The sequence below is a fragment of the Abiotrophia sp. HMSC24B09 genome, assembly GCF_001815865.1.
Classification (GTDB): domain Bacteria; phylum Bacillota; class Bacilli; order Lactobacillales; family Aerococcaceae; genus Abiotrophia.
The window spans coordinates 92368-115408 of sequence record NZ_KV822214.1 but is presented as its reverse complement, the minus strand read 5'-3'; the positions used below and the strand labels follow the sequence as shown (position 1 = coordinate 115408).

Here is a 23041-nt window from a genome sequence, read left to right as displayed (position 1 = left end):
TAAAAGGAGGTGGGCCAATGACCCAGGCCTACAAAGATAGAATTCGCGCAGTTGTGGCGGAAAAATTAGCCACTTACCAAGACCATGCCAAGGCCATTTATGAGCGGCCTGAGGTCTGCAACACAGAATACTTTGCTTCTGATTTACTGGCTAAGCAATTACGACAAGAAGGTTTCGAAGTCACCCAGAACATTGCAGGTCATGAGACTGGCTTTGTCGGGGTCTACCGGGCAAGTAAGCCTGGTCCTGTCTTGGCCTTCCTAGCTGAATATGATGCCTTGCCAGGTATTGGCCATGCTTGTGGGCATAACCTCTTCGGTAATTACTCACTTTTAGCAGCCGTAGCACTCAAAGCCGTCATCGATGACCTAGGTGGTGAGATCCGAGTATACGGAACACCTGGAGAAGAAGGTGGAGAGAACGGCTCTGCCAAAGGTTCCTATGTCAAGGCAGGTTTCTTCCAAGATGTCGATGCCGCCCTTTGTGCCCATCCAGCCCACAAATTTGCGCCAACCTTACGGCTCTTGGCTAATGCGCCAGTGGACATTGAATTTTTTGGTCGGGCTTCGCATGCAGCGGGGGCACCGGAAGCGGGCATTAACGCCTTGGAGGCTTTGATTCAAGTTTTCAATTCCATTAATGCTTTACGCTTAAATCTGACCAAGGATGTCAATATTCACGGTATTATCACCAATGGCGGGCAGGCTGCCAATGTCATTCCGGAATATGCGTCAGGTCGCTTCTACCTCAGAGCTGCTGAGCGCAAGACCTTGGAAAGTGTCTACCAAAAGGTAGAAAACATTGTTAAAGGAGCGGCGCTAGCAACGGGATGCGACTACAAGTTTGGTCTCTTCCAGAACTGGGTGGACGATGTGGTACCAACGCCACTCTTCGACCAACTCTTCTTCCAAGAAGTCGCTGACTATGGCATTGATGAGTCCGAAATCGAAAGAAGCGAGCGTAATTCGCTAGGTTCTTCTGATGTCGGCAATGTCTCTCAAGTCGTGCCTACCATTCAACCTACGGTTTCCATTAGTGACAGCCCAATTCCAGGCCATTCCGAGGAGTTTAAAGCCGCAGCAGGTAGCCCTAAGGGTTATGCTTCCATAGCGGTGGCAGCCAACTTGTTGGCTAATACGGCCTTAGCGCTACTATTGGATCCGGAAAAACTAGCGGCCATTAAGGCCCAGCATCAATCATTGACACAAACAAATAATAATTAATAAAGGAGTCATGTAATATGAAAAAGTTTGTTAAAAAATTAGGGGCTTTAGCCCTCGCAGCAGGTTTAGTGTTTGGGGCTAGCTTCCCAACTGCACAAGCGGCCAAAGAATTTGAAGGCCAAAAAGTAAAGGTTGGGGTTGTCGGTGAAGCTGACAAGGAACTCTGGCAAGCTGTAGCAGAAAAAGCGAAAAAAGATGAAGGTATCGAAATCGAAATTACCAACTTCTCAGATTACAACTTACCAAACGCAGCAGTAGAAGACGGTTCATTAGACCTCAACGCTTTCCAACACATTATCTTCTTGGAAGAATGGAACAAGGCTAACAAGGGGAAAGTTGTAAATATTGGCTTCACTTACGTAGAACCTCAAGGTATTTACTCTGAAAAAGTAAAATCTTTGGATGAGTTAAAAGCTAAAGATGGGGCAAAAATCGCTATTCCTAACGATGTGACCAACCAAGGTCGTGCCCTCTTGACCTTAGAATTAGCAGGTTTGATTGAAGTAGATGATGCTAAAGGTATTTTAGCTAGCGTTAGCGACGTAACCAAGAACGAAAAGAACATCAAGTTCGAAGAAGTGGACGCTTCTCAAACAGCACGCAGCTTGAAAGACGTGGATGCAGCGGTTATCAACGGGAACTACGCAGCAGATGCTAATTTAACCGTCAAAGACGCTCTCTTCGTTGATGCGACTGACAAAGCAAAACTGAAAGATGAGTACAAGAACATCATCGCCGTTAAAGAGTCTGAAAAAGACAACAAACTCTACAAGAAAGTCGTAGAAATCTTCCAATCAGACGAAATTGCTAAGAAGATTGAAGAATTAAGCAAGAATTCTAAGATCCCAATGTGGTAATCTAAATGATTAAAAAATCCCGCATCTTATGATGCGGGATTTTACTTTAGTCGAGGTCATCAGCAAATTGTTGACTAGAAAAATGAACCTCTTGGCTGAAGAGGGTACGGATTTGACCGTGAGGGTCTTGAACCAAGAGGTGGCCCTGGTCGGTGATTCCTTGAATGATACCTGTATATTCTTGTCCTGCTTGCTGGTAGCTGACTTGTCGCCCGACGCCCAGTAGGTGTTCTTCGTAGTGTGCTAGGTAGGTTTTGTCAGAGAGGGTACGGATATAATAAGCCAACTGCTTAAGGAAGTCGTGGATGACTTGGTTGGGATTGAAGTCGGCCGGCATTTCTTGTCCAAAGAGGGTTCCTGCAACAGACTGAGTTGAGGCTTCCGCTTGACTGAAGTCGCCACTTAAGTTGAGGCCGATACCAATAATGATCGAGGATAGGCTACGACTTTCAATATCGGTCGTCGCTTCTGTCAGGATTCCGCCAATTTTACGACCACGACAGAAGAGGTCATTAACCCATTTGATACGCAGCCTTTGTCCACTGGCTGCTTCCAGAGCGGCAACCATGGCACTGGCAGCTAGCAGGGTGTATTGGGGTACTTCTTCTAAATCTGTTACTTGGGGTTGGAAGACGACAGATAGATAGAGACCTGAGGCAATATCGGAATGGAAATGGCGACCTGAGCGGCCTCGTCCTTGGGTTTGTTTACGGGCGATGAAGAGGCCAGCTTGGCCAGGTGATTGTATGGCGAATTGTTTGGCTAGGTCATTGGTTGAGGTGACACTATCATAGAGGGCCACATGTAGCGATTCAAAAGGGGCATCCAAGTCGCGCTTGATTTGTTGGGCATCTAGGGTATGACTGACTTTCTCTAGCAGATAGCCCTTCTTGCTTAGACTAGCAATTTGATAGCCTTGTTGGCGTAAGCTCTCCACAGCTTTCCAGACAGCTGTCCGAGACAAGCCTAATTGATCCGCCAAGGCTTGGCCAGAAATGGGCTGACCATCTTGTTCTAGTAAAACTGCCAAAATTTCATCTTGTGTCGACATCATGTGACCTCCTCATCTTCGATAATCTAAGTCTAGCAAATGTCTGGTCCGGGGTCAATTCCTGCCTAGCTAGTTGAAAATAGAGCTAGCTAGACCTATAATGAATTTGAGAGGGGAAGGCGAGCAAGTCATGCTTCCCATTATGAAGGATAAAATAAGGAGAGTCTTTTCCATGAATCTTATGAAGAAGCTAGTGCCCCTGTTAGGTGGGCGACATCAACTGGGATTGCCAGGAATTCGCCACTATCTAGCTTGGCGCTACCCTCAGGTCAATTCGGATTTACGCTTTCGAGGGTGGATGACGGATATCTTAGTTGACTTCAAAAAGCCAGAGGACTTAAAGGCTTATAATCAGACAGGCCTTACGACCTTCCGAGTGCCCTTGCCTCAGGATCCGGACCTCGTCATCGAAGAAGTGAAGATTCCCAGTAGTCAGAATCCTAATTTAAGTGCCCTTATCTATCGCTCTAAGAAGAAACAAGCTCAAGCCACGGGATTATTGTGGCTTCATGGAGGTGGCTACGCCCTGGGGCACCCACGCTTGGAATTACCCTTCATCCGGCAATTTGTGCTAGAGACCAATACGGTGGTCGTAGCTCCTGATTATAGGCTGTCCGCTCAGGAGCCCTATCCGGCAGCCTTAGAAGATGCCTACGCTAGCCTAGTTTGGCTCAAGGAAGAAGCGGCCGACTTAGGCGTCAATCCTGACCAACTCTTTGTGGGAGGACCTAGTGCTGGTGGTGGTCTTACCATTGCTACGGTTCTCTATGCTAGAGACCAAAATCAGGTGCAGGTGGCTTTTCATATGCCTATTTATCCAATGATTGATGACTGTCTATCGACAGAATCGATGAAGGGCAATCGGGAAATGATTTGGAACGAAATCAAAAATAGAGCGGGCTGGCAGCTCTATCTAGGAGACCTCTATGGATCTGAGGAGGTGCCCATCTACGCGGCACCCTATCGGGCATTAGACTTAAGGGGTATGCCACCTGCCTATACACATGTGGGAGATTTAGATCCCTTCTTGGATGAAACCCTCGACTATATGAAGCGACTGCAAGCTGCGGGTGTAGCGGCCAAGTACCGCGTCTATCCGGGTGCCTATCATGGCTATGAGGCTTTCGATTGCGCCTTGACGCGTCAGACTATGGCAGATTGGTTAGCAGCTTACAAGGAAGCTGTCACTCAGTATTTTGCCCCACAAAAAGAGTCATAAGCACAAAAATCCCCGTCTGTCATCAGATAGACGGGGATTTTTATCGTTTAGCTGCGCCATACGCTTTCTAAGATCATGGTTTGTTCGCGGTCTGGACCTACAGACAAGGTGGCGATTTTAGCCCCCACTAATTCGCTAATACGACGGACATAGTTTTGGGCATTCAAAGGTAGGTCTTCCAAACGACGACAAGAAGTAATGTCTTCAGTCCAACCTGGTAATTCTTCATAGACAGGTGTGCAAGATTTGAGCAACTTGAGGCTAGCTGGATAGTACTCAATCACTTGACCATCTGGTGTCTTATAAGCAGTACAAATCTTAATGGTCTCTAAGCCAGTCAGAACGTCGATGGAGTTAAGGGAGAGATTGGTAATGCCTGATACTCGGCGAGAATGACGCATGACAACAGAGTCAAACCAACCCACCCGGCGAGGGCGACCAGTAGTTGTCCCGTATTCACGGCCAACTTCGCGAATTTGGTGACCAATTTCATCGAAGAGTTCAGTAGGGAATGGGCCATCGCCGACACGAGAGGTATAGGCCTTGCAGACGCCGACAACACGATTGATGCGAGTTGGGCCAACCCCACTTCCGATGGTGACCCCACCAGAGACGGGGTTAGAGGAAGTAACGAAAGGATAGGTCCCTTGGTCGATGTCCAACATGACCCCTTGAGCTCCTTCGAAGAGGACGCGCTTGCCTTGATCCAAGGCATCGTTCAAGATAACGGAGGTATCAGTCACGTATTGTTTAATTTCTTGACCGTATTGATAGTACTCTTCAAAAATATCTTCAAAACGTAGGGGATCTGCGCCATAGACGCGTTCAATAAAGAGGTTCTTCTCTGCCAAGTTAGTCCGTAGGCGTTCTTCAAATATTTCACGGTCTAATAAGTCGGCAATCCGAATCCCAACCCGAGCAGATTTATCCATATAGGCTGGGCCAATCCCTTTGTTAGTAGTCCCAATCTTGTTATCGCCTTTAGAGGCTTCTTGGAGCTTGTCCAAGACAATATGGTAAGGCAAGATAACATGGGCACGTGAGGAGATACGAAGATTATCGGTTGAGACACCTTCGCCATGTAGGTAGGCAAGTTCTTCTACGATAGACTTAGGGTTAACGACGACGCCATTGCCAATGACGCTGATTTTGTCAGGGGAGAAAATCCCGGAAGGAATGAGGTGTAACTTGAAGGTCTTGCCGCCAAACTGAATGGTGTGACCGGCATTGTCGCCACCTTGGTAGCGTGCGATGACTTCGGCATTCTCGCTTAGGAAGTCGGTAATTTTCCCTTTACCTTCATCGCCCCATTGAGTGCCTACAACAACAACTGATGACATAAACATACCCCTTTACTGATTGAGATTGGTTTGGAAATATGGTTCGACATGGACATCGACATCATACACATTATAATTATACGCTAAAATCTGTTCGATTTCCTCTGTTATGTGATGAGATTGAATAACTGAAAGATGACCATCAATTAAAACGGTGATATCCACGTGGACATACTGGCCACAGAGACGAGCGCGAATCTGCGGCACAGCACGGATTTGAGGGTGTTTGAGGACGATTGCGCGATAGGCTTCTAGTTCCTCTTGGTCAAAACCATCTGATAATTCAAAGGTCGAATCTTTGAAAATAGTATAGGCGGTGTGGAGGATAATGCCACCAATTACAAGAGCCGTCAGGATATCCAGCCAGGCTAGTCCTAGGCTAGAAGCGGCAATGGCCACCATGGTGGCAAGTGTCGTTAAGAAGTCACTGAAGAGGTCCTTGGCACTGGCCTTGAGCCCCATGCTCTGAGTTTGCTGGGCTAAATGATGGATGTAGCGCTGGGTGACGAGCAAAATGACGCTGGCAGCAAGCCCCACCCAAAGAGCTTGGAGGTCGGGTGTCGGATAATCCTGGGCTATAAAGCGTTCTGCTGAAGATTTGATGACTTCTAGGCCGACCGTAAACATGATGAGGGAGGTGGCGAAGCTGGCCAAGGGTTCAAATTTGGAGTGACCAAAATAATGATCTTCATCTGCTGGTTTGCGGGCAATTCGAAGGCCAATAAAAATCAAAATCGATGAGATGATGTCCGTTAAGTTGTTAAGACCATCGGCTCTGAGGGAGGCCGAATGGAAGAAATAAGCAGCGCCTAACTTGAGGCTCGAAATAATCAGGTAGACTATTATACCGACTAGGGCCCCGCGGGCCGCCGTCTTGAGTTGCTGGTTTTGTCTGTCGCTAGTTTGCATAGAATTTTCCTCCGCGAGATAATGCCAAAAAATCAGGAGCCTTAGCTCCTGAAATGATGCTTATTTGGATAAGGCCCAATAGTTGACCCCTTCTTCCATCATGGTTTGTGCTGGAATAGCCTTGATGCTGAACATTTTGCTTGGATCATCATTAGGGTCGTTGACATAGACTTGGCCATCTTGGTAGCCACGAATGACAAGGATGTGGCCAGTTTCGGTGAAGAGGCCTGGTTTAACCGTTGCGACAATGGCTTGCCCTTGGTTGACAGCCTGCATTGCTTCTTCAAAGTTATTACCAAAATTGGTGAACTGATAATTGAAGGATTGAGCGAAGTCATAGAAAATATTCCAAGAAGTTCCTTGGTTGTGGACATAGTAATGGTCCTTGCTCCAATCCAGAATGGTCTGCGGTGTCACCGTAGCTTGCGGATTATAGTAGGCATGAATCATAGCCAAGGATAGGATAGCACAGCCATTCTCACCTAATTGGCGAGTAGTATCTGTCCCGTATTGGAGGGTCCGCCATTTAGGGTCTTTCTGCAGATAGAGCGGAATGTCCAGTTGTTTGACGTTCTGCAACTGGCTAACTTCGGCTGGTTTTTGCGGCAGGAAGAGATAGCCTAGCTCGCTGATATTTTGGCGGTGCTTGTTGATGGCAGCCACGATGTCAGACTGGGCATTAAGTAAGTCGTTCTGATAGTCTTGGTTTTGGATATCTTGCAAGACTTCAGAGAGCTCGTCCTTGGATAGGCTGTGAACTAGGGAATCATCCGATAGTTGCAGTGGAACCGTGTTGAAAGGCGCCGATTCTGACTCACTAGATGACTCAGGTGTGCTAGAGGTAGAGGTCACTTCACTACTTGGGACCTGAGCAATATGTTCTTGGCCAGCCACTTGGTTATTCAATTTTGATGCCTGATGCGTATTTTCCTTAAGGAAAACGACAATCGCCGTCCCGCAAATCAAGAGCAAGAAGAAGGTAACAACGGCAATCGTATTTTTACGACGTTTGCGCATAGGGCCAGCTCCTTTGGTTTAGTAAATCAATCATAAGAGAAGTATAACAGAGAAATATATGATAAATATGAATTTTCTGGCAAGAAATCAAAGAATTTCTCTGATACAATCCTTAGTTATTGTATCAAAACCTGGAACATAAAGCACCTAATCTGGTTGCCTGTTACAGAGACTTAATAAAGAGAGGCTGGGTGTTACACCAGCCTCTAACTTGTTGATTAATAGTTTTTGAAGTATTGTTCTAGTTCCCATTGGGTGACTTGCTTTTGATAAGCGAAGTATTCGGCAGTCTTCTCAGCGATAAAGTTCTGTGCGATGTGGTCACCCAAGGCTTCCAAAATGACAGGTTCTTTCTTGAGCTCTTTGAGGGCTGCACGCAAGGAACCTGGTAGGTCTTCTACCCCTTCAGTGAGACGCTCTTCGCGGGTCATGGTGTAGATATTACGGTCAACAGCAGAAGGTGGCATAATCTTATCTTCGATCCCCTTGAGGCCGGCTGCCAAGAGGACAGACAGAGCCAAGTAAGGGTTAGCCGCTGGGTCTACACTCCGCGCTTCAATCCGAGTAGAGTTACCTCGAGCTGCCGGAATCCGGATAAGCGGTGAACGGTTTTGACCAGACCAAGCTACGTAGACAGGGGCCTCGTAGCCAGGTACCAGCCGCTTGTAGGAGTTAACGAGTGGGTTACAGATAGCCGTGTAGGCACGAGCATACTTGAGCAAGCCACCGATAAAGTAGAGGGCGGTTTGGGAGAGTTGGTCTTCTGTGTCAGGATCGTAGAAGGCATTACCTGATTCGTTAAAGAGGGACATGTTACAGTGCATCCCGCTCCCGGCAATGCCGAAGATTGGCTTAGGCATGAAGGTCGCGTGCAAGTTGTGGCGACGGGCCACGGATTTAACAATGAGTTTGAAGGTTTGGATATTGTCAGCTGACCGAAGGGCATCTGCATATTTCCAGTCGATTTCGTGCTGGCCAGGGCCTACCTCATGGTGGCTGGCCTCAATTTCAAAGCCAAGAGCTTCTAGTTCCAAGACAATATCACGACGGCAGTTTTCGGCCAAGTCGTTAGGCGCCAAGTCAAAGTAGCCACCGTTGTCGTTGAGTTGCATGGTTGGTTGGCCTTTTTCATCTAACTTGAAGAGGAAGAATTCTGGCTCTGGCCCAATGTTGAAGGATGTGAAGCCAAGGTTTTCCATGCGTTTGAGAATGCGCTTGAGGTTGCTACGAGGGTCACCTTGGAAAGGCAGACCATCCACGCTGTTGACGTCACAGATTAAGCGGGCAATCTTGGTGTCGCCAGCGCCTTCCTTCCAGTTGAAGACTAGCCAAGTGTTGTAGTCAGGTACTAAGTACATGTCGCTCTCTTCAATCCGGACGAAGCCTTCAATTGAAGAACCGTCGAACATCATTTTGTTGTCTAAGGCTTTCTCTAGTTGGGAGACAGGGACTTCGACGTTTTTGATGGTCCCGGTAATATCGGTGAACATGAGCCGAACATAGCGGACATTGCGTTCCTTGGCGTCTAGTAAGATACTTTCTTTGGTCCATTGAGTGGTTGGCATGGAAATCCTCCTTTTGATAGTAGGCTAGTCAGTCTAGCCAGACTTAGCGAAATCGACCTTGGATGTCTAACTCATCCCATAAAATCCGACGGACATCTTGGTCAGTCAGGGGCTGACTGGTAGTAGGTTGCCCCATATGAGGGCGCTCGGCTTCTGACTCGAAGCGGCGTTTGATGCCCTTCAGGGTCATGCCTTCCTCGAGCAGATCACTAATTTCCAAGAGCCGATCTACATCGTTGAGGGAGTAGAGACGGCGGTTGGTCGAGCTTCTGCCGGGCACTACCAGACCGAAATCTTCGTAATGCCGAATTTGCCGGGCAGTCAAGCCTGTTAGGGTCATGACGGTCCCGATGGGAAATACGGCGAGAGATTTGCGGAATTCTTTGGCTGCCATAGTTGTCACCTTCTTTTATTGTTTATGATTATAGGGAAAGTCAAATAAGGGGTCAACTGCTTCCTGACCTCTTATGTTAGATAATATGACAAACGTTCGGATTCTGCAAGCCAAAGCCCTAATAAGCTTTTAGACCAAAGAAAAAAACTCGCCAAGTTGGACTACTTAGCGAGCGAAGATTAAGCGGATGGTAGCAAGGTGCAGAAATAGCCTAGAGCCAAGAAATCGGCACTACCGCCGGGGCTGAGGTTGCCTTCTATGAGGACCTGGTCATAGGCCATGAGCCGCTCTTCGAGTTGGGTCAAGGATAAGTCAGGTAGCTGGTCTAAGAGTCGATTCATTTCGTCTTGGATTTGGGCCAAGGCTGACAAACCACCCCGGTGGAGGAGGTTGCCATCTTGGACCGTGGCCATTAAATAGACCAGAGCCTGTAACCAAAGCTGGCGCTGATCCAGGTCTTGACGCTGATAGACAAAGGGTAGCAAGCCTTGGCGTAAGACCGGATAGCCTGCTGCTGCTTCGCCCCGGACCCCGGTGATGCCATGTTCCAAGTAAAGTCGTTCACCATAAGAGAGGGAGGTTTTTTGGGCCAAATGGGCAAAATCTTGAGTCACGAGATGCTGGGTCATGGCCTTAATCAAAGACCAGCTAGCTTCCAGGTCGCCCCGGCAGGCGCCCAAGGCACCTAATAAGAGGGCGAAGGAAAAATTGGCCCCCTTGTGGGTGTTGACACCAGCGGTCGCAGCTAACATGGCGGCTTCGGCGTCTTGCCCTAGCTGGCGTAGGGCTTGGAAGAGCTGATCAGGCGCCCCCGCATGTGTTTGGCCTAACTGGACATAGCCCTTAAAATAAGGCCGTAAGGCTTCGATACTAGCAGCGAAGGTTTGGGGCGTCATATCCTGGTGGGCGCCATTGGACCAGGGATCCACCAGGCCAGGTTTAGGCGCCAGTTGAACTTCAAAAGTCAGGGCCTGGCAGGCTAGGTCTGCCAGATAATCAGAAGAGAGCGTCTTATTAGTCAATGTGGAGTTTCTCCATTTGCTTGAGGATGAAGCGCAAGGACCGATCCAGATGTTCGTGGGTAATGAGGGTAATCTGATCAATGTCGTGGTTGCACATGCCGCGGTATATCAGCCAGTGTTCCTCTAGGGCTGCGCTTCGGCGTTGGGAGGAGCGAATGGACAAGTCGCGGAAATAAATGACATAGGTCCGCAGCTCAGAGACGATATCCCGCAAACGGGTCATCTGGCTCTTGGCATAGATGAAGTCATTGAATTTGGTGAAGTTAGCCAGGACCTCATCCACGCGGTTGGCTTGGTTGAGTTGCTCGCACTCTTCTAGGATAGCTTGAAGTTCTTGGAAGTCTTCGGGTGTCATCAAGGTCATAGCCTTAATGGTAGCTAAGGTGTCTAGGGCCTTGCGGATATCGTAGATTTCTAGGGCGTCCTTGATGCTAATGCCTTTGACAATAATGCCAATCTTAGGAATATGCTCCACTAAGAGTTCCTTGGTCAATTCTGTTAGGGCATAGCGGATGGGTGTCCGACTAATGTTAAGGGCTGTAGAGAATTCCTTCTCATTGATCCGCGTACCAGCCGGGATTTGCCCCAGGATAATCGTCTTACGAAAGGCTTCGTAGAGCGAGATTTTGAGGGGTTTATTCTGAGTAATATCTAAGTTGCGTTTGACCGCCTCGATAATCGCAGACATAGGGATTCTCCTTTTCTTTTTGATGTCATTAGGTCCATTATACCTAAAAATAGGGACTTTAGCCAAGCCAAGGCCTTGTTAGGACCCTCAGGATTTAGCGTGGCGGACAAAATATTGGATAGCTTGACTGACGAATGCTGCTAAATCGGGAGCAAAGCGATTGAGATTGTGGCGAAAATCAGGATTGTTTTGATAGTTTTGCCCAATGTAGCCAAAGACGGTCAGGGAGCAGTCAAAGGCATAGGTATTGAGGAGATGGTAGAGTTCTTGACATAAGCTTTGGACAGGCTCCGACTCGATTGAAAGTCCGGCCTCAAAATGCTGAGCCCATTGGCGAAAGACTGCATTGAATTTCTCGGCGACCTCTATTTTCTGCCCCTCTTGGCGTTTTTCAGCCTCAATCATGACGTCTAGGCCGTAATCTTGTCGCGCTTGGCTGACATAGGGCAGCATATCTGGATAGCTAAAACCGCGAAATTGCGCTTGTGGTGATAGGGACTGGCCTGCTTTTTTAGCTTGGATGCTAGCCGTTAAGGTTTCAATTAAGGTGTCTAAACGTTGGCGCTCTGATTGCAGTTGAGTCAGCTGTTGCTCCAGAAGTTGGAGGAAATTAGTGCTATTGGCCTCTAGCAACTTGCCAATGTCCTCTAGTGAAAGACCTAAGTATTTATAGTAGAGGATGAGCTGGAGACGCTCCAAATCTTCTTCTTGGTAATAGCGGTAGCCATTGGCCTCTTTCTTAGCTGGTAAGAGGCCAATAGCATCATAGTGGTGGAGTGTACGAGGGGAAACTCCAGCTAGTTGGGCAGCTTCTTTGACCCGATAAATCATGCCTGCTCCTCCTTTTTAGTAAAATCTAGTATTTAGTATAACATAGGGCTTGACCCTAACGTAAGGTTAAGGTGTAGACTAATAGAGAAAAAGGAGGAATTAGGATGAACTTAAACATCATTCGTACAGATCAAGTCTATCGACAAGTCTTGACCTTATCCCCAGAGCAGGGCGAAGCCTTATTCAGGAAGGAAGTTTTAGCGCCTTTCCGGGGGAAATTTGCCCGCCAGGGTTTAAGTATAGAAGCTGGACAGGGGGCGGATGCCCTGCAGATTTTGAGCTTGGCCAATTTAACACCCTTTAACTTAAGGCCTGAGCATAGCGCTGATATTGAAGCACTAGACGATTCAGTTTATCAGGGGCTCGAAAAAGCTTTCCATCTGGCCATTGACAGTTTCGAGCAGGCAGGAATCCATCCGCCATGTAAAGAATATGTCTTAGCGATCTTGCTAGGCAAGGCGGAGAGTCCTGTTATGCGCCTCAATGATAATTATCTGGGTGAAGGTGGGATTCCGGGCTACATCTTCTTGTCCTTGGTACCAAGCCAAGAGACCTTGCGACGTTTGCCAGCGGCCTTGGCCCATGAATGTAACCATAATGTGCGCTACCAATTTGTGGATTGGCAACAAGGAGCTCTGAAGGAGCTTATGGTGGCAGAAGGCTTGGCTGAGAATTTCGTGTTAAAACTCTATGGTCCCGACTATCTAGGTCCTTGGGTGACCAAGACCGATTTGACGACCTTAGACAGTCTTATCAAGCCCAAAATCAAGGCTAATCTTGATATCTCTAACCTCTATGGGGCCGCTCCTTATCTCTACGGGGATGAATTGACCCAAGTGCAAGGGGGGCGCCCTGTCGGTCTGCCCTATGCAGCAGGCTATAGCTGCGGCTATCACTTGGTGCGCTACTACCTTAAGAAGACGGGTGTGAGCATTGAAGAAGCTAGCTTGAAGACAGCTGATGAGATCTTAGCTCAGGTACCAGAATTCTGGGAGCAGCCAACTTCCCAACTCTAGCCAAGTAATCTTGCTAGCCTATCTATCAATCTATCTATTGATAGATAGGGTCTGAGTTAGAGAATTTACGTGCATAAGTTAGCACAAGTTGAATAGGGACACAAAAAAGAGAGCTAGGACTTAGTCCTAGCTCTTTTTGTCTTAAGTATTATTGTGCTAAGTAGAGTGGCATGTGGCCCATTAAGACGATGGTAACCACGAAGATAACGAAGACCACTGCAGCGTACTTAGCAGATTCACGTTGCCATTCGCCCATGTCCAAGCCAGTTAAGCGGAGCAAGAGGTAGATGAAGGCAACCAGTGGGCTCAAGAGGTGGAAGGCTTGCCCCATGAGAGAAGCCAAGGCCATTTGCATATCGGTGAAGCCATATTGACGACCGATTTCTGCGAATGGAATCAGCACCCCGTAGTAGAAACCATCGTTGGTTAAGAAGAAGGTCCCTGGTACGGAGATGAGGGCAATAATCAAGCTCCAGAAGCCTGCTAATTGTTGTGGAATAATATGGACGATGCTGTCGGTCAAGGCCTTGGCCATACCTGTCCCTTGGAAGAGACCCATGAAGACCCCTGCCCCGAAGACGAGGAGGACCACTTGTACCGCATCCCCAGCGTTTTCACCAATACGTTTGGATTGAGTCTTGAGGTCTGGGTAGTTAATCATCATGGCTAAGCCAGTCCCGATTAAGAAGAGGACAACAGGCTTAACTTCGATAGCGTCGATGAAGGAGCCAGCTACTAACCAACCAACTAGGACGAGGGTCATAACGGCGTTAATCCAGAAGTTTTGAGGACGGCGGATAGCCAAGACTTCAGGATCAGAAATAGTAGTCAATTCATCCAGTTCAGCGTCGGTTAATTCCTTGATACCTAAACGAGCGCGTTCTTTTTTACCCATACCACGGGCAACGAAGAAGATAACGTAGAGAATAGAGAGAACCATCCCTGGTGCTAAGTAACCCAAGATGTCGGCTTCAACGCCCAAGACGGACATGGCACGAGCGGTTGGACCACCCCATGGTAAGAGGTTCATGATGGTGTTTTGCAAGATAACTAAGACACCCAAGTTCATGAGTTTCATGTCGAGTTTCTTGTAGATTGGCACGAAGGCCGAGCAGCAAATCAAAGTAGTGGTTGTTCCGTCACCGTTCATGGAAACAGCGGCCGCAACAATAGCAGTAGCCACGAGGACTTTCATTGGATCGCCTTTAGCGTAGCGAATCATTTTGTTAGTGATTGGGTCGAAGAGACCGGAATCTAACATGAGGGAGAAGTAGAGGATAGCGAAGAGGAGCATAACCCCGGTTTCAGCCGTCCCTTTCATTGCAGTAAGTTTATCCTTGGAGTTGTTGCCAAAGAGACCTTGGCGAACGAGTGTCCCGATGTTGACATCTTGGACCACGCCGGTTAAGACTGCTACCAGCGCAAAAGCAAGCGGAATGAGTACTAGGGCAGTGAATGGTGACATTTTCTTCTTCATGATGACATACATGAAGACAACCATCATTGCATAAGCAAAGACTGTGAGTAACATCATATCTTCCTTTCTGAAATTAAAATAATAATAGCGTGGGCAGGGGCCAAAAGTCGCTAAAACCTTCTGACCCAGACCCGACACGTCCATTCCATGAAATGAACGCGTTTACTTTATGCCTGTATCATAGCGAATGTTTAGACAAAAAGAAAGGGCTTTAGCTAAAAAGAACACTTAAAAAACAAGGGCTCAGGAAATTTGTATAGCCAAAAAAGACGCCTTGCTTAAATAGGAAGACTAAATCAAAATCTTGGCCTAATAGAACACAAAAAGAACAGTATTTGACTAGTGTAAGCGCTAGTTTAGGGTATAATACAAGTAGTAGATTAATCTGGAAGGGAGTGAAGAAATGGAACTACTCAGACGATTATTTGGCGGCCGACGCCGCGCTGAAGAAGCAGAGAGTCAAGCACAAGCGCAAGCTCAGCAAGCTGCTTTTGAGGCAGAATGGGAGCCAGTGGCAGCCTATGTGGCGGCCGACTCAGAAGAGGCGCTAGAAGTCAGCGTGATTGCTTCTGCTCTAGCAGCGGCCAATTATCCCGACAGTCAATTTGTGGTCAAGCGCGTCTTAAAACGCAACCCCGAAGCGACCACTGTATCGGTGATTGCGTCAGCCATTGCGGCTGGGGACGCCCCTGACAGCCAATGGGCGGTCAAGCACATTTATCAAAAACGCACATAAGGTTTATGGATTTATTTAGGAGGAATTATACAATATGTTACGCAAATTCAAAATCAAAGTTGACGGCAAAGAGTACTTGGTAGAAATGGAAGAAATTGGGGCCGTAGCGCCAGCTGCTCCAGTTGCACCAGCACCAGTGGCTCCTGCTCCAGCCCCAGCTGCACCAGCTAGCGAACCTGCAGCAGAAGCAAGCCCAGCGCCAGCCGCACCAGTTTCTGTAGCACCAGCCGGAGCAGATGCCATGCCATCCCCAATGCCAGGAACTATTCTCCGCATCTTAGTTAACGTTGGGGACACAGTGGCTGAGAACCAACCATTAATGATCTTAGAAGCCATGAAGATGGAAAATGAAATTGTAGCATCTAAAGCAGGGGTGGTATCAGGGATTCATGTGGCTAACGGCCAAGTAGTTAATCCAGGTGATGCTCTTATCACCATCAACTAATATAGTCAGTAAAGGAGACAGACAGTGGAAACATTAATTCAAGGTATTACGACCATTAACATTGGTCAAGTTTTCATGATGGTCATTGGTGGCCTGCTCATGTATCTAGGGATTAAGAAGGAATACGAACCAACCTTGCTGGTACCAATGGGCTTAGGGACGATTCTGGTTAACTTCCCAGGTTCAGGGGTCCTAGACCAAACCGTCGGTAACGTAACTCAACACGGGGTCTTAGACATTCTCTTCCGTGCCGGGATTGAAACTGAACTTTTCCCTCTACTTATCTTCATTGGGATTGGTGCTATGATTGACTTCGGTCCATTACTTCAAAATCCTTTCATGTTGCTCTTCGGTGCGGCAGCCCAATTTGGGATCTTCTTCGTCGTCGTAGTCGCAGTGTTAGCAGGCTTTGACATTCGTGAAGCAGCTTCTATCGGGATTATCGGTGCGGCAGACGGTCCTACTTCTATCTTCGTAGCCAACCAATTGGCACCTCATCTCTTAGGGGCCATCACGGTTGCAGCCTACTCCTACATGGCTTTAGTTCCAATCATTCAACCAGTTGCTATTAAGTTAGTAACAACCAAGGAAGAACGCAAGATCCGCATGACTTACCATGCTGAAGGCGTATCTAAGATGACTAAAATCCTCTTCCCAATCGTTATCACCATCGTGGCTGGTTTTATCGCGCCAATCGCCTTACCATTGGTAGGTTTCCTCATGTTCGGGAACTTATTACGTGAGTGTGGCGTCTTAGATAGCTTATCTGCAACCGCTCAAAACGAGTTGGTTAACATTGTGTCAATCCTCTTAGGGATTACCATTTCGGTTAAAATGCAAGCTAGCCTCTTCTTGAATGTCCAAACCTTGATGATTATCTTGTTCGGTTTGGTAGCCTTCATCATGGACTCTATTGGGGGCGTTATCTTTGCCAAAATCTTGAACCTCTTCCGCAAGGACAAGATCAACCCAATGATTGGGGCGGCTGGTATTTCTGCCTTCCCAATGTCAAGCCGTGTGATTCAAAAGATGGCAACAGAAGAAGACCCTCAAAACTTCATCTTGATGTATGCTGTAGGGGCTAACGTTTCTGGGCAAATTGCCTCCGTTATTGCCGGCGGGCTCTTGTTGTCTTACTTCATCCACTAAGATTGCGAGGTAAAACTTATGAATTTAGATAACTTACGACAAGCTCTTGAACTCATGCTGATTGGGATGGGTGGGGTCTTCTTAGTTCTCGGTATCTTATACGGGGCATCTGAACTCCTCATCAAGTACTTCCCAGTAGAAAAGGACTAAGACAAAATGGACGGCTATGTGACCAGACGCCTCTGGTTGGACCGTGACCCGCAAGCCTTGAAAGATTGGCAGGCTTTAATGCAGGCCGCCAAGCTGAGTGACCAGGAAAGGGTCGATTATACAATCGGCATTTATGATGGGGCACGCTTGGCAGCGACTGGGTCCTTGGACGGCAAGATTCTCAAGTGTTTGGTGGTTTGCGCCGCCTATCAGTCAGAAAACTTGCTGACGCAAGTGGTTATGGCCCTCTTGGAACGTTTGGACCAGGAAGGCTTGACCAATCGCTTCGTCTATACTAAACCAAAGAATCTTCCTTACTTTAAGGCCTTGGGCTTTCGGCTTCTGGCGCAAACCGAAGCCTTGCTCTTTATGGAGCAGGGCTTTCCGTCCTTTCAGGACTATCTGAGCTACTTAGCTCAGCATAAGGTGGACCGTTCCCAAAATGGGGCCATCGTCATGAATGCCAATCCCTTTACCCTAGGTCATCGCTATTTGGTAGAACAGGCTTTGTCTGCCTGTGACCACCTCTATATCTTCGTGGTATCCGAAGATCGGTCCTATTTTAGCGCGCAAGATCGCTTCAAAATGGTCCAAGCCGGGGTGGCAGATTTGGCCAATGTTACCGTCCTGCCTAGCCGAGATTATATGGTCTCGCAGGCTACCTTTCCCTCCTACTTCCTTAAGGAAAGGGCGGATTTGGCAGTGGCTCAGGTCCAGGCAGAACTTGATGCGCAAGTCTTCAAGCAGTTCATTGCGCCTAGTCTAGAGATTGCCATTCGCTTTGTAGGGGAAGAACCCCTATCGCCGGTCACCCAAGTCTACAATCAGGCCTTGGCCCATGCCTTCGGCCAGGACCTAGACCTAAAGATTATCCCCCGTCTAGAAAAGGACGGCCAGGTTATTAGTGCGACCCGCGTACGGGCAGCGATTCAAGCAGGGAAGCTAGCTGACTGGGTTAACCTAGTCCCACAGTCAACCTATCATTACATACAGTCACAAGACTTACTGGGCCAAGATGCCCAGAGAGAAAAGGTGGAATAAAGATGGAAATTAAAAAAAGTGCAGTTGTTGGCACCTTGGAATCAAGCGACATTATGATTACCTTGAATCCGAGTGATGCTGGACGCATTGACATTCAATTAGAAAGTTCAGTCGAAAAACAATTTGGGGCGCAAATTCGTCGTGTCATTGAAGACACCTTGACCCGCCTAGGCATTCAATCAGCCCAAGTAGTAGCGGTTGACAAGGGTGCCTTAGATTGTACCATCCAAGCCCGGACCATTACGGTGGCCCACCGTGCTGCTGACTTATCAGAATACAACTGGAAGGAGATTGACTCATGGAACGCTTAAGAAGAACAATGATGTTTGTCCCTGGTGCTAATGCGGCCATGTTACGTGATGCGCCACTATACGGGGCTGACTCTATTATGTTTGACCTAGAAGATGCAGTCTCCCTCAAGGAAAAAGACTCTGCCCGCACCTTGGTGCACTTCGCCCTCAAAACCTTTGACTACAGCAATGTCGAAACCGTTGTGCGGATTAATGGTCTGGACACTACCGGTGCTTTAGATATCGAAGCGGTAGTCTTAGCTGGGGTTGACGTGGTACGTTTGCCTAAGACCGAAAACGCCCAAGATATCGTGGATGTCGATGCTATTATTACCCGTGTCGAGCAGGAAAATAATATTCCAGTCGGTCGCACTAAGATGATGGCGGCCATCGAATCCGCTGAAGGGGTACTAAATGCTCGTGAGATTGCTAAGGCATCTGACCGTCTGATTGGGATTGCCTTAGGGGCGGAAGACTATGTGACCAACATGAAGACTCGCCGTTACCCTGATGGTCAAGAACTCTTCTTCGCACGTAGCATGATTTTACATGCAGCGCGTGCCGCAGGGATCGCCGCAATCGACACTGTCTACTCTAACGTAGACAACATGGACGGCTTCCGTGAGGAAGTAGCCCGCATCAAACAATTAGGTTTCGATGGTAAATCGGTCATCAACCCACGCCAAATTCCAGTGGTTAATGAAGTATATGCCCCAACTGAGAAGGAAATCCAACAATCTAAGGAAATTATCTGGGCCATTCGTGAAGCTGAAGCTAAAGGCTCTGGCGTCATCTCAGTCAAAGGGAAAATGGTCGACAAGCCAATCGTGGAACGCGCTGAGCGGGTCATTGCCCTAGCCAAAGCAGCGGGACTCATTAGCGAGGAGGAAATTTAAGATGGTAGTCAACAAAGCAGGACGTGAAATTCCACAAGCAATCGCCGATCAATACGGCGTCTATGAAGGAGAGCTGGCACGGATTAAGCCTTATGAAGCTTCAAGTCGTAAGGTAAAGCCCGTTGAACCACGCCAAGAAAAACTCTTGGGCAGCCTTCGCGAAGCCATTGAAAAGACCGGCCTCAAAGACGGCATGACCATTTCCTTCCACCACCATTTCCGTGAAGGGGACTATGTCATTAACATGGTCATGGAAGAAATTGCCAAAATGGGGATCAAAAATCTCTCCATCGCACCTTCTTCAATTGCCAACGTACATGAACCCCTCATCGAACACATCAAAAACGGGGTTATCACCAACATTACCTCTAGTGGTCTGCGTGACAAGTTAGGGGCTGCGATTTCTTCCGGTATTATGGAGAATCCAGTGGTGATTCGTTCCCACGGGGGACGTGCCCGCGCCATCACGGCAGGCGACATCCACATTGATGTAGCCTTCTTAGGTGCCCCAAGTTCTGACGAATATGGGAACGTCAACGGGACCAAAGGGAAAGCGACTTGTGGCTCCCTAGGTTATGCCATGATTGATGCTAAATATGCCGACCAAGTAGTGGTCATCACTGACTCCTTGGTACCATATCCAAACACCCCAATTTCCATTCCACAAACAGACGTGGACTATGTGGTCGTAGTAGATGCCATTGGGGATCCTCAAGGGATTGCTAAGGGGGCAACTCGCTTCACCAAGAACCCTAAAGAGCTCTTGATTGCAGAATATGCTTCGAAGGTGATTACAGGTTCTCCTTACTATAAGGAAGGCTTCTCCTTCCAAACAGGTACGGGTGGTGCTTCGCTAGCTGCAACCCGCTTTATCCGCGAACAAATGATTAAAGACGGCATTAAGGCCAGCTTCGTGCTAGGTGGGATTACCAATGCCATGGTTGAACTCTTAGAAGAAGGCCTCGTTGAGAAGGTCATCGACGTACAAGACTTTGACCACCCATCTGCAGTGTCCCTTGGTCGCAACGCAGGCCACTACGAAATCGACGCTAGCATGTACGCTAACCCACTGTCCAAAGGGGCCATGGTTAACCGTTTGGATGTCGCCATCTTGTCTGCCTTGGAAGTCGATACTGACTTCAACGTCAATGTCATGACGGGTTCTGACGGGGTTATCCGTGGTGCTTCTGGTGGTCACTGTGATACCGCCTTTGCTTCTAAGATGTCCATGGTGATTTCGCCATTAGTACGTGGCCGCATTCCAACATTCGTAGACTCTGTTAATACGGTCGTAACACCAGGGACTAGCGTGGACGTGGTCGTCACTGAGATTGGGATTGCGGTTAACCCTAACCGTCCAGACTTAGTCGAACACTTCAAGTCTCTCAAGGTGCCTCAATACACTATCCAAGAACTCAAAGAAAAAGCCTACAGCATTGTGGGCAACCCAGAACCGATTCAATACGGGGACAAGGTCGTAGCGGTCATCGAATATCGTGACGGTAGCGTCATCGACGTGGTGCGCAATGTCTAAGGGACTCTTTGATGGACCTGAGGTCCAGTTGGGCCAGGTTCTATCAGCCCGCGAGGCGCGGAGCCAGCGCCAGAGCCACTTACTCGAGACCTATGCGCCGGCCGTCTTGGTCTCCATGACCCTCAATACGCCGGGACCTGTCAAAAACTCTGAAGGACTGTCCAAAATCGGTCACCAGCTAGCCCAGCTCGTCGGTGACCATTTGGCCCAAGAGGCGATCCTCTACCGGGATCTGGTGGAGGCCGTGACAGGGTTAGAGGCCTATTGGGTGGTTAGCCAGGAGGCAGAGCTAGTCAAGCGGCATTTAGTGGCCTTTGAAGGGAAGCATCCCTTAGGTCGTCTACTGGACTTGGATGTGCTGGAACTGGTGGAAGGCATACCCTGCCCGATCAGTCGCCGGCAGTTAGGATTGGCCCCACGCCAGTGCTTCCTCTGCCAAGCAGACGCCAAGCAGTGTGCCCGCTCACGCCAACACTTAGTAGCGGATATGCAGGCCTATATCAGTCAGGCTGTTGCTAACTATGAGGCCCAGACTGAATCCCCTTAAGGAAAGGAATAAACTATGAGCAAATTAATTCGTATCACTGAAACAGTCTTACGGGATGGCCAACAAAGCCAAATTGCCACTCGTATGACGACGGAAGATATGTTGCCAATTCTGAAAACCCTGGATCAAGCGGGCTTCCATGCCCTGGAAGTATGGGGCGGTGCGACCTTCGACTCTTGCATCCGCTTCTTAAACGAAGATCCATGGGAACGTCTGCGTCAAATTCGCGCAGCGGTCAAAAACACTAAGTTACAAATGCTCTTGCGGGGTCAAAACCTGCTCGGTTACCGTAACTATGCGGACGATGTGGTTAAGCTTTTCGTGCAAAAATCAGTCGAAAATGGGATTGATATTATCCGTATCTTCGATGCCTTGAACGATGTACGCAACCTACAAACTTCGATTGAAGCAACCAAGGAAGCAGGGGGCTTAGCCCAAACAGCTATTTCCTACACCACTAGCCCAGTCCACACCATCGACTACTATGTAGACTTGGTAGGACGCATGGCCAAATTCGGGGCAGATTCTATCTGTATCAAGGATATGGCAGGGGTTCTAACACCACAAGCTGGTTATGAATTGGTTAGCCGTATCAAGGATAAGGTAGATTTACCTTTGGAAGTCCACACTCATGCAACTAGCGGGATTTCTGAGATGACCTACCTCAAGGTAGCGGAAGCAGGGGCCGACATTATCGACACGGCCTTGTCATCCTTCTCTGGCGGGACTAGCCAGCCAGCTACCGAATCTATGGTCTTGGCCTTAGAAGACTTAGGCTTCAAGACAGGTGTGGATATGAAAGAAGTAGAAGCGGCAGCAGCTTACTTCAACGGCATCCGCGATAAGTTCCGAGCTGAAGGTGTGCTCAATCCTAAGGTTAAGGATACTGAGCCTAAGACCTTGATTTATCAAGTGCCTGGCGGTATGTTATCCAACTTACTCAGCCAATTAACCGAACAAGGTTTGGCTGATAAGTATGATCAAGTACTTGCTGAAGTACCAAAAGTACGGGCTGACTTAGGCTATCCGCCACTGGTAACCCCATTATCACAAATGGTAGGGACCCAGGCGGTAATGAACGTTATCTCTGGCCAACGTTACAAGATGGTACCTAAGGAAATCAAGGACTATGTGCTAGGCCACTATGGTCAAGCGCCTGCCAAGATTGATCCAGAAGTCAAGCAAACCATCATTGGGGACGCAGAAGTTGTAACAGTAAGACCTGCTGACTTGATTGAGCCGCAATTACCAGAATTGCGGGAAGAAATTAAGGACTACGCTAAGTCTGACGAGGATTTACTCATGTATGCCCTCTTCCCACAACAAGCCAAGGATTACCTAGGCCGCCGGGAAGATCCCTACTATGATGTGCCTGTGCAGACCGTGGAAGTTTCCCTGGATTTACAATAAGCTAGAGAGGATGGGAGGAATTCCCGTCCTCTTTTTTTGTTGGGTCGGGCCAGGAAATAGAGGACTAGTTGAAAAGTTGTGAGTAAATCAGCACGTAAAAAAGGGGACTTCAGACCCTATCTATCAATAGATAGATTGATAGATAGGGAGAACAAAAAAGGCAGCTAGCCTAGTAAGGGCTAGCTGCCTTTTGTCCTATACCCGCGGAAGTGAAGGAAGTGAGGCGGGCCTTGA

Annotated in this window: 24 protein-coding genes; 14 read left to right on the top strand and 10 right to left on the bottom strand. The window is 48.2% G+C overall.

Annotation, left to right across the window (positions count from 1 at the left end; translation table 11 throughout):
* Window positions 1-17: 17 nt before the first annotated feature.
* The gene (locus HMPREF3093_RS09225) at window positions 18-1223 is read left to right on the top strand and encodes a M20 family metallopeptidase (RefSeq protein WP_070756770.1); all 1206 of its coding nucleotides are present in this window, start codon (window positions 18-20) and stop codon (window positions 1221-1223) included.
* A gap of 17 nt (window positions 1224-1240) precedes the next feature.
* Window positions 1241-2080, top strand: coding sequence for a MetQ/NlpA family ABC transporter substrate-binding protein (locus HMPREF3093_RS09220; RefSeq protein ID WP_070756768.1), 840 nt, complete (start codon window positions 1241-1243; stop codon window positions 2078-2080).
* A gap of 46 nt (window positions 2081-2126) precedes the next feature.
* Here HMPREF3093_RS09220 and HMPREF3093_RS09215 read toward each other — a convergent pair whose 3' ends face one another.
* Window positions 2127-3131, bottom strand: a complete 1005-nt coding sequence (locus tag HMPREF3093_RS09215; protein WP_070756766.1) for a biotin--[acetyl-CoA-carboxylase] ligase — start codon at window positions 3129-3131, stop codon at window positions 2127-2129.
* A 172-nt stretch (window positions 3132-3303) separates the two neighbouring features.
* On the opposite strand from HMPREF3093_RS09215, the gene HMPREF3093_RS09210 reads away from it, so the two are divergent.
* The gene (locus tag HMPREF3093_RS09210) at window positions 3304-4350 is read left to right on the top strand and encodes an alpha/beta hydrolase (RefSeq protein ID WP_180363307.1); all 1047 of its coding nucleotides are present in this window, start codon (window positions 3304-3306) and stop codon (window positions 4348-4350) included.
* A gap of 47 nt (window positions 4351-4397) precedes the next feature.
* Here HMPREF3093_RS09210 and HMPREF3093_RS09205 read toward each other — a convergent pair whose 3' ends face one another.
* The 8 genes from HMPREF3093_RS09205 to HMPREF3093_RS09170 form a co-directional block, all read right to left on the bottom strand.
* On the bottom strand, window positions 4398-5690 hold the full coding sequence (locus HMPREF3093_RS09205; RefSeq protein WP_070756764.1) for an adenylosuccinate synthase: 1293 nt from the start codon (window positions 5688-5690) through the stop codon (window positions 4398-4400).
* A gap of 12 nt (window positions 5691-5702) precedes the next feature.
* Window positions 5703-6599 (bottom strand): cation diffusion facilitator family transporter, encoded by an 897-nt coding sequence (locus HMPREF3093_RS09200; protein ID WP_070756762.1) that lies wholly within the window; start codon window positions 6597-6599, stop codon window positions 5703-5705.
* A gap of 60 nt (window positions 6600-6659) precedes the next feature.
* Entirely contained in the window at window positions 6660-7616 is a 957-nt protein-coding gene (locus HMPREF3093_RS09195; RefSeq protein WP_070756760.1) for a C39 family peptidase, read from the bottom strand.
* Between the two features lie 218 nt (window positions 7617-7834).
* Window positions 7835-9181, bottom strand: coding sequence for a type I glutamate--ammonia ligase (gene glnA, locus HMPREF3093_RS09190; protein WP_070756758.1), 1347 nt, complete (start codon window positions 9179-9181; stop codon window positions 7835-7837).
* A gap of 43 nt (window positions 9182-9224) precedes the next feature.
* Window positions 9225-9575, bottom strand: coding sequence for a MerR family transcriptional regulator (locus tag HMPREF3093_RS09185; RefSeq protein WP_070756756.1), 351 nt, complete (start codon window positions 9573-9575; stop codon window positions 9225-9227).
* A 179-nt stretch (window positions 9576-9754) separates the two neighbouring features.
* Complete coding sequence (gene citG / locus HMPREF3093_RS09180; protein WP_070756754.1) at window positions 9755-10597, bottom strand: triphosphoribosyl-dephospho-CoA synthase CitG; 843 nt, start codon at window positions 10595-10597, stop codon at window positions 9755-9757.
* Window positions 10590-11285: a GntR family transcriptional regulator gene (locus HMPREF3093_RS09175; protein ID WP_035364081.1), complete on the bottom strand. Its 696-nt coding sequence runs from the start codon at window positions 11283-11285 to the stop codon at window positions 10590-10592. The genes citG and HMPREF3093_RS09175 overlap by 8 nt, the downstream gene beginning before the upstream one ends.
* Window positions 11286-11372: 87 nt before the next feature.
* Window positions 11373-12116 carry a MerR family transcriptional regulator gene (locus HMPREF3093_RS09170; RefSeq protein WP_023391560.1) on the bottom strand — a complete coding sequence of 248 codons (744 nt, stop codon included), beginning with the start codon at window positions 12114-12116 and terminating at the stop codon, window positions 11373-11375.
* A 104-nt stretch (window positions 12117-12220) separates the two neighbouring features.
* Here HMPREF3093_RS09170 and HMPREF3093_RS09165 point away from each other — a divergent pair, with 104 nt between their 5' ends.
* The gene (locus tag HMPREF3093_RS09165) at window positions 12221-13132 is read left to right on the top strand and encodes a DUF2268 domain-containing putative Zn-dependent protease (RefSeq protein WP_070756752.1); all 912 of its coding nucleotides are present in this window, start codon (window positions 12221-12223) and stop codon (window positions 13130-13132) included.
* Window positions 13133-13280: 148 nt separating this feature from the next.
* On the opposite strand, the gene HMPREF3093_RS09160 is transcribed toward HMPREF3093_RS09165, so the two are convergent.
* Window positions 13281-14663 (bottom strand): CitMHS family transporter, encoded by a 1383-nt coding sequence (locus tag HMPREF3093_RS09160; RefSeq protein ID WP_035364078.1) that lies wholly within the window; start codon window positions 14661-14663, stop codon window positions 13281-13283.
* Between the two features lie 349 nt (window positions 14664-15012).
* Between HMPREF3093_RS09160 and HMPREF3093_RS09155 the strand changes: the two genes are divergently transcribed.
* The 10 genes from HMPREF3093_RS09155 to HMPREF3093_RS09115 are packed head-to-tail and all read left to right on the top strand — an operon-like array spanning window position 15013 to window position 22807.
* A complete protein-coding gene (locus tag HMPREF3093_RS09155) occupies window positions 15013-15345 on the top strand; it encodes a hypothetical protein (protein ID WP_070756750.1) in 333 nt (110 codons plus the stop codon).
* A 34-nt stretch (window positions 15346-15379) separates the two neighbouring features.
* Window positions 15380-15790, top strand: coding sequence for an acetyl-CoA carboxylase biotin carboxyl carrier protein subunit (locus tag HMPREF3093_RS09150; RefSeq protein ID WP_023391556.1), 411 nt, complete (start codon window positions 15380-15382; stop codon window positions 15788-15790).
* Window positions 15791-15814: 24 nt separating this feature from the next.
* Window positions 15815-16939 carry a sodium ion-translocating decarboxylase subunit beta gene (locus tag HMPREF3093_RS09145; protein ID WP_070756748.1) on the top strand — a complete coding sequence of 375 codons (1125 nt, stop codon included), beginning with the start codon at window positions 15815-15817 and terminating at the stop codon, window positions 16937-16939.
* Between the two features lie 18 nt (window positions 16940-16957).
* Window positions 16958-17089: an OadG-related small transporter subunit gene (locus tag HMPREF3093_RS09640; RefSeq protein WP_023391554.1), complete on the top strand. Its 132-nt coding sequence runs from the start codon at window positions 16958-16960 to the stop codon at window positions 17087-17089.
* A gap of 6 nt (window positions 17090-17095) precedes the next feature.
* The gene (citC, locus tag HMPREF3093_RS09140) at window positions 17096-18130 is read left to right on the top strand and encodes a [citrate (pro-3S)-lyase] ligase (RefSeq protein ID WP_070756746.1); all 1035 of its coding nucleotides are present in this window, start codon (window positions 17096-17098) and stop codon (window positions 18128-18130) included.
* A 2-nt stretch (window positions 18131-18132) separates the two neighbouring features.
* Window positions 18133-18441: a citrate lyase acyl carrier protein gene (gene citD, locus HMPREF3093_RS09135; RefSeq protein ID WP_070756744.1), complete on the top strand. Its 309-nt coding sequence runs from the start codon at window positions 18133-18135 to the stop codon at window positions 18439-18441.
* Complete coding sequence (citE, locus tag HMPREF3093_RS09130) at window positions 18429-19316, top strand: citrate (pro-3S)-lyase subunit beta (RefSeq protein ID WP_070756742.1); 888 nt, start codon at window positions 18429-18431, stop codon at window positions 19314-19316. The genes citD and citE overlap by 13 nt, the downstream gene beginning before the upstream one ends.
* A gap of 1 nt (window position 19317) precedes the next feature.
* Window positions 19318-20850 (top strand): citrate lyase subunit alpha, encoded by a 1533-nt coding sequence (gene citF / locus HMPREF3093_RS09125; RefSeq protein ID WP_070756740.1) that lies wholly within the window; start codon window positions 19318-19320, stop codon window positions 20848-20850.
* Window positions 20843-21397 carry a citrate lyase holo-[acyl-carrier protein] synthase gene (citX, locus tag HMPREF3093_RS09120; RefSeq protein WP_070756738.1) on the top strand — a complete coding sequence of 185 codons (555 nt, stop codon included), beginning with the start codon at window positions 20843-20845 and terminating at the stop codon, window positions 21395-21397. Before citF ends, citX begins: the two co-directional genes overlap by 8 nt.
* A 15-nt stretch (window positions 21398-21412) precedes the next feature.
* The gene (locus HMPREF3093_RS09115) at window positions 21413-22807 is read left to right on the top strand and encodes an oxaloacetate decarboxylase subunit alpha (protein WP_070756735.1); all 1395 of its coding nucleotides are present in this window, start codon (window positions 21413-21415) and stop codon (window positions 22805-22807) included.
* Window positions 22808-23041 lie beyond the last annotated feature (234 nt).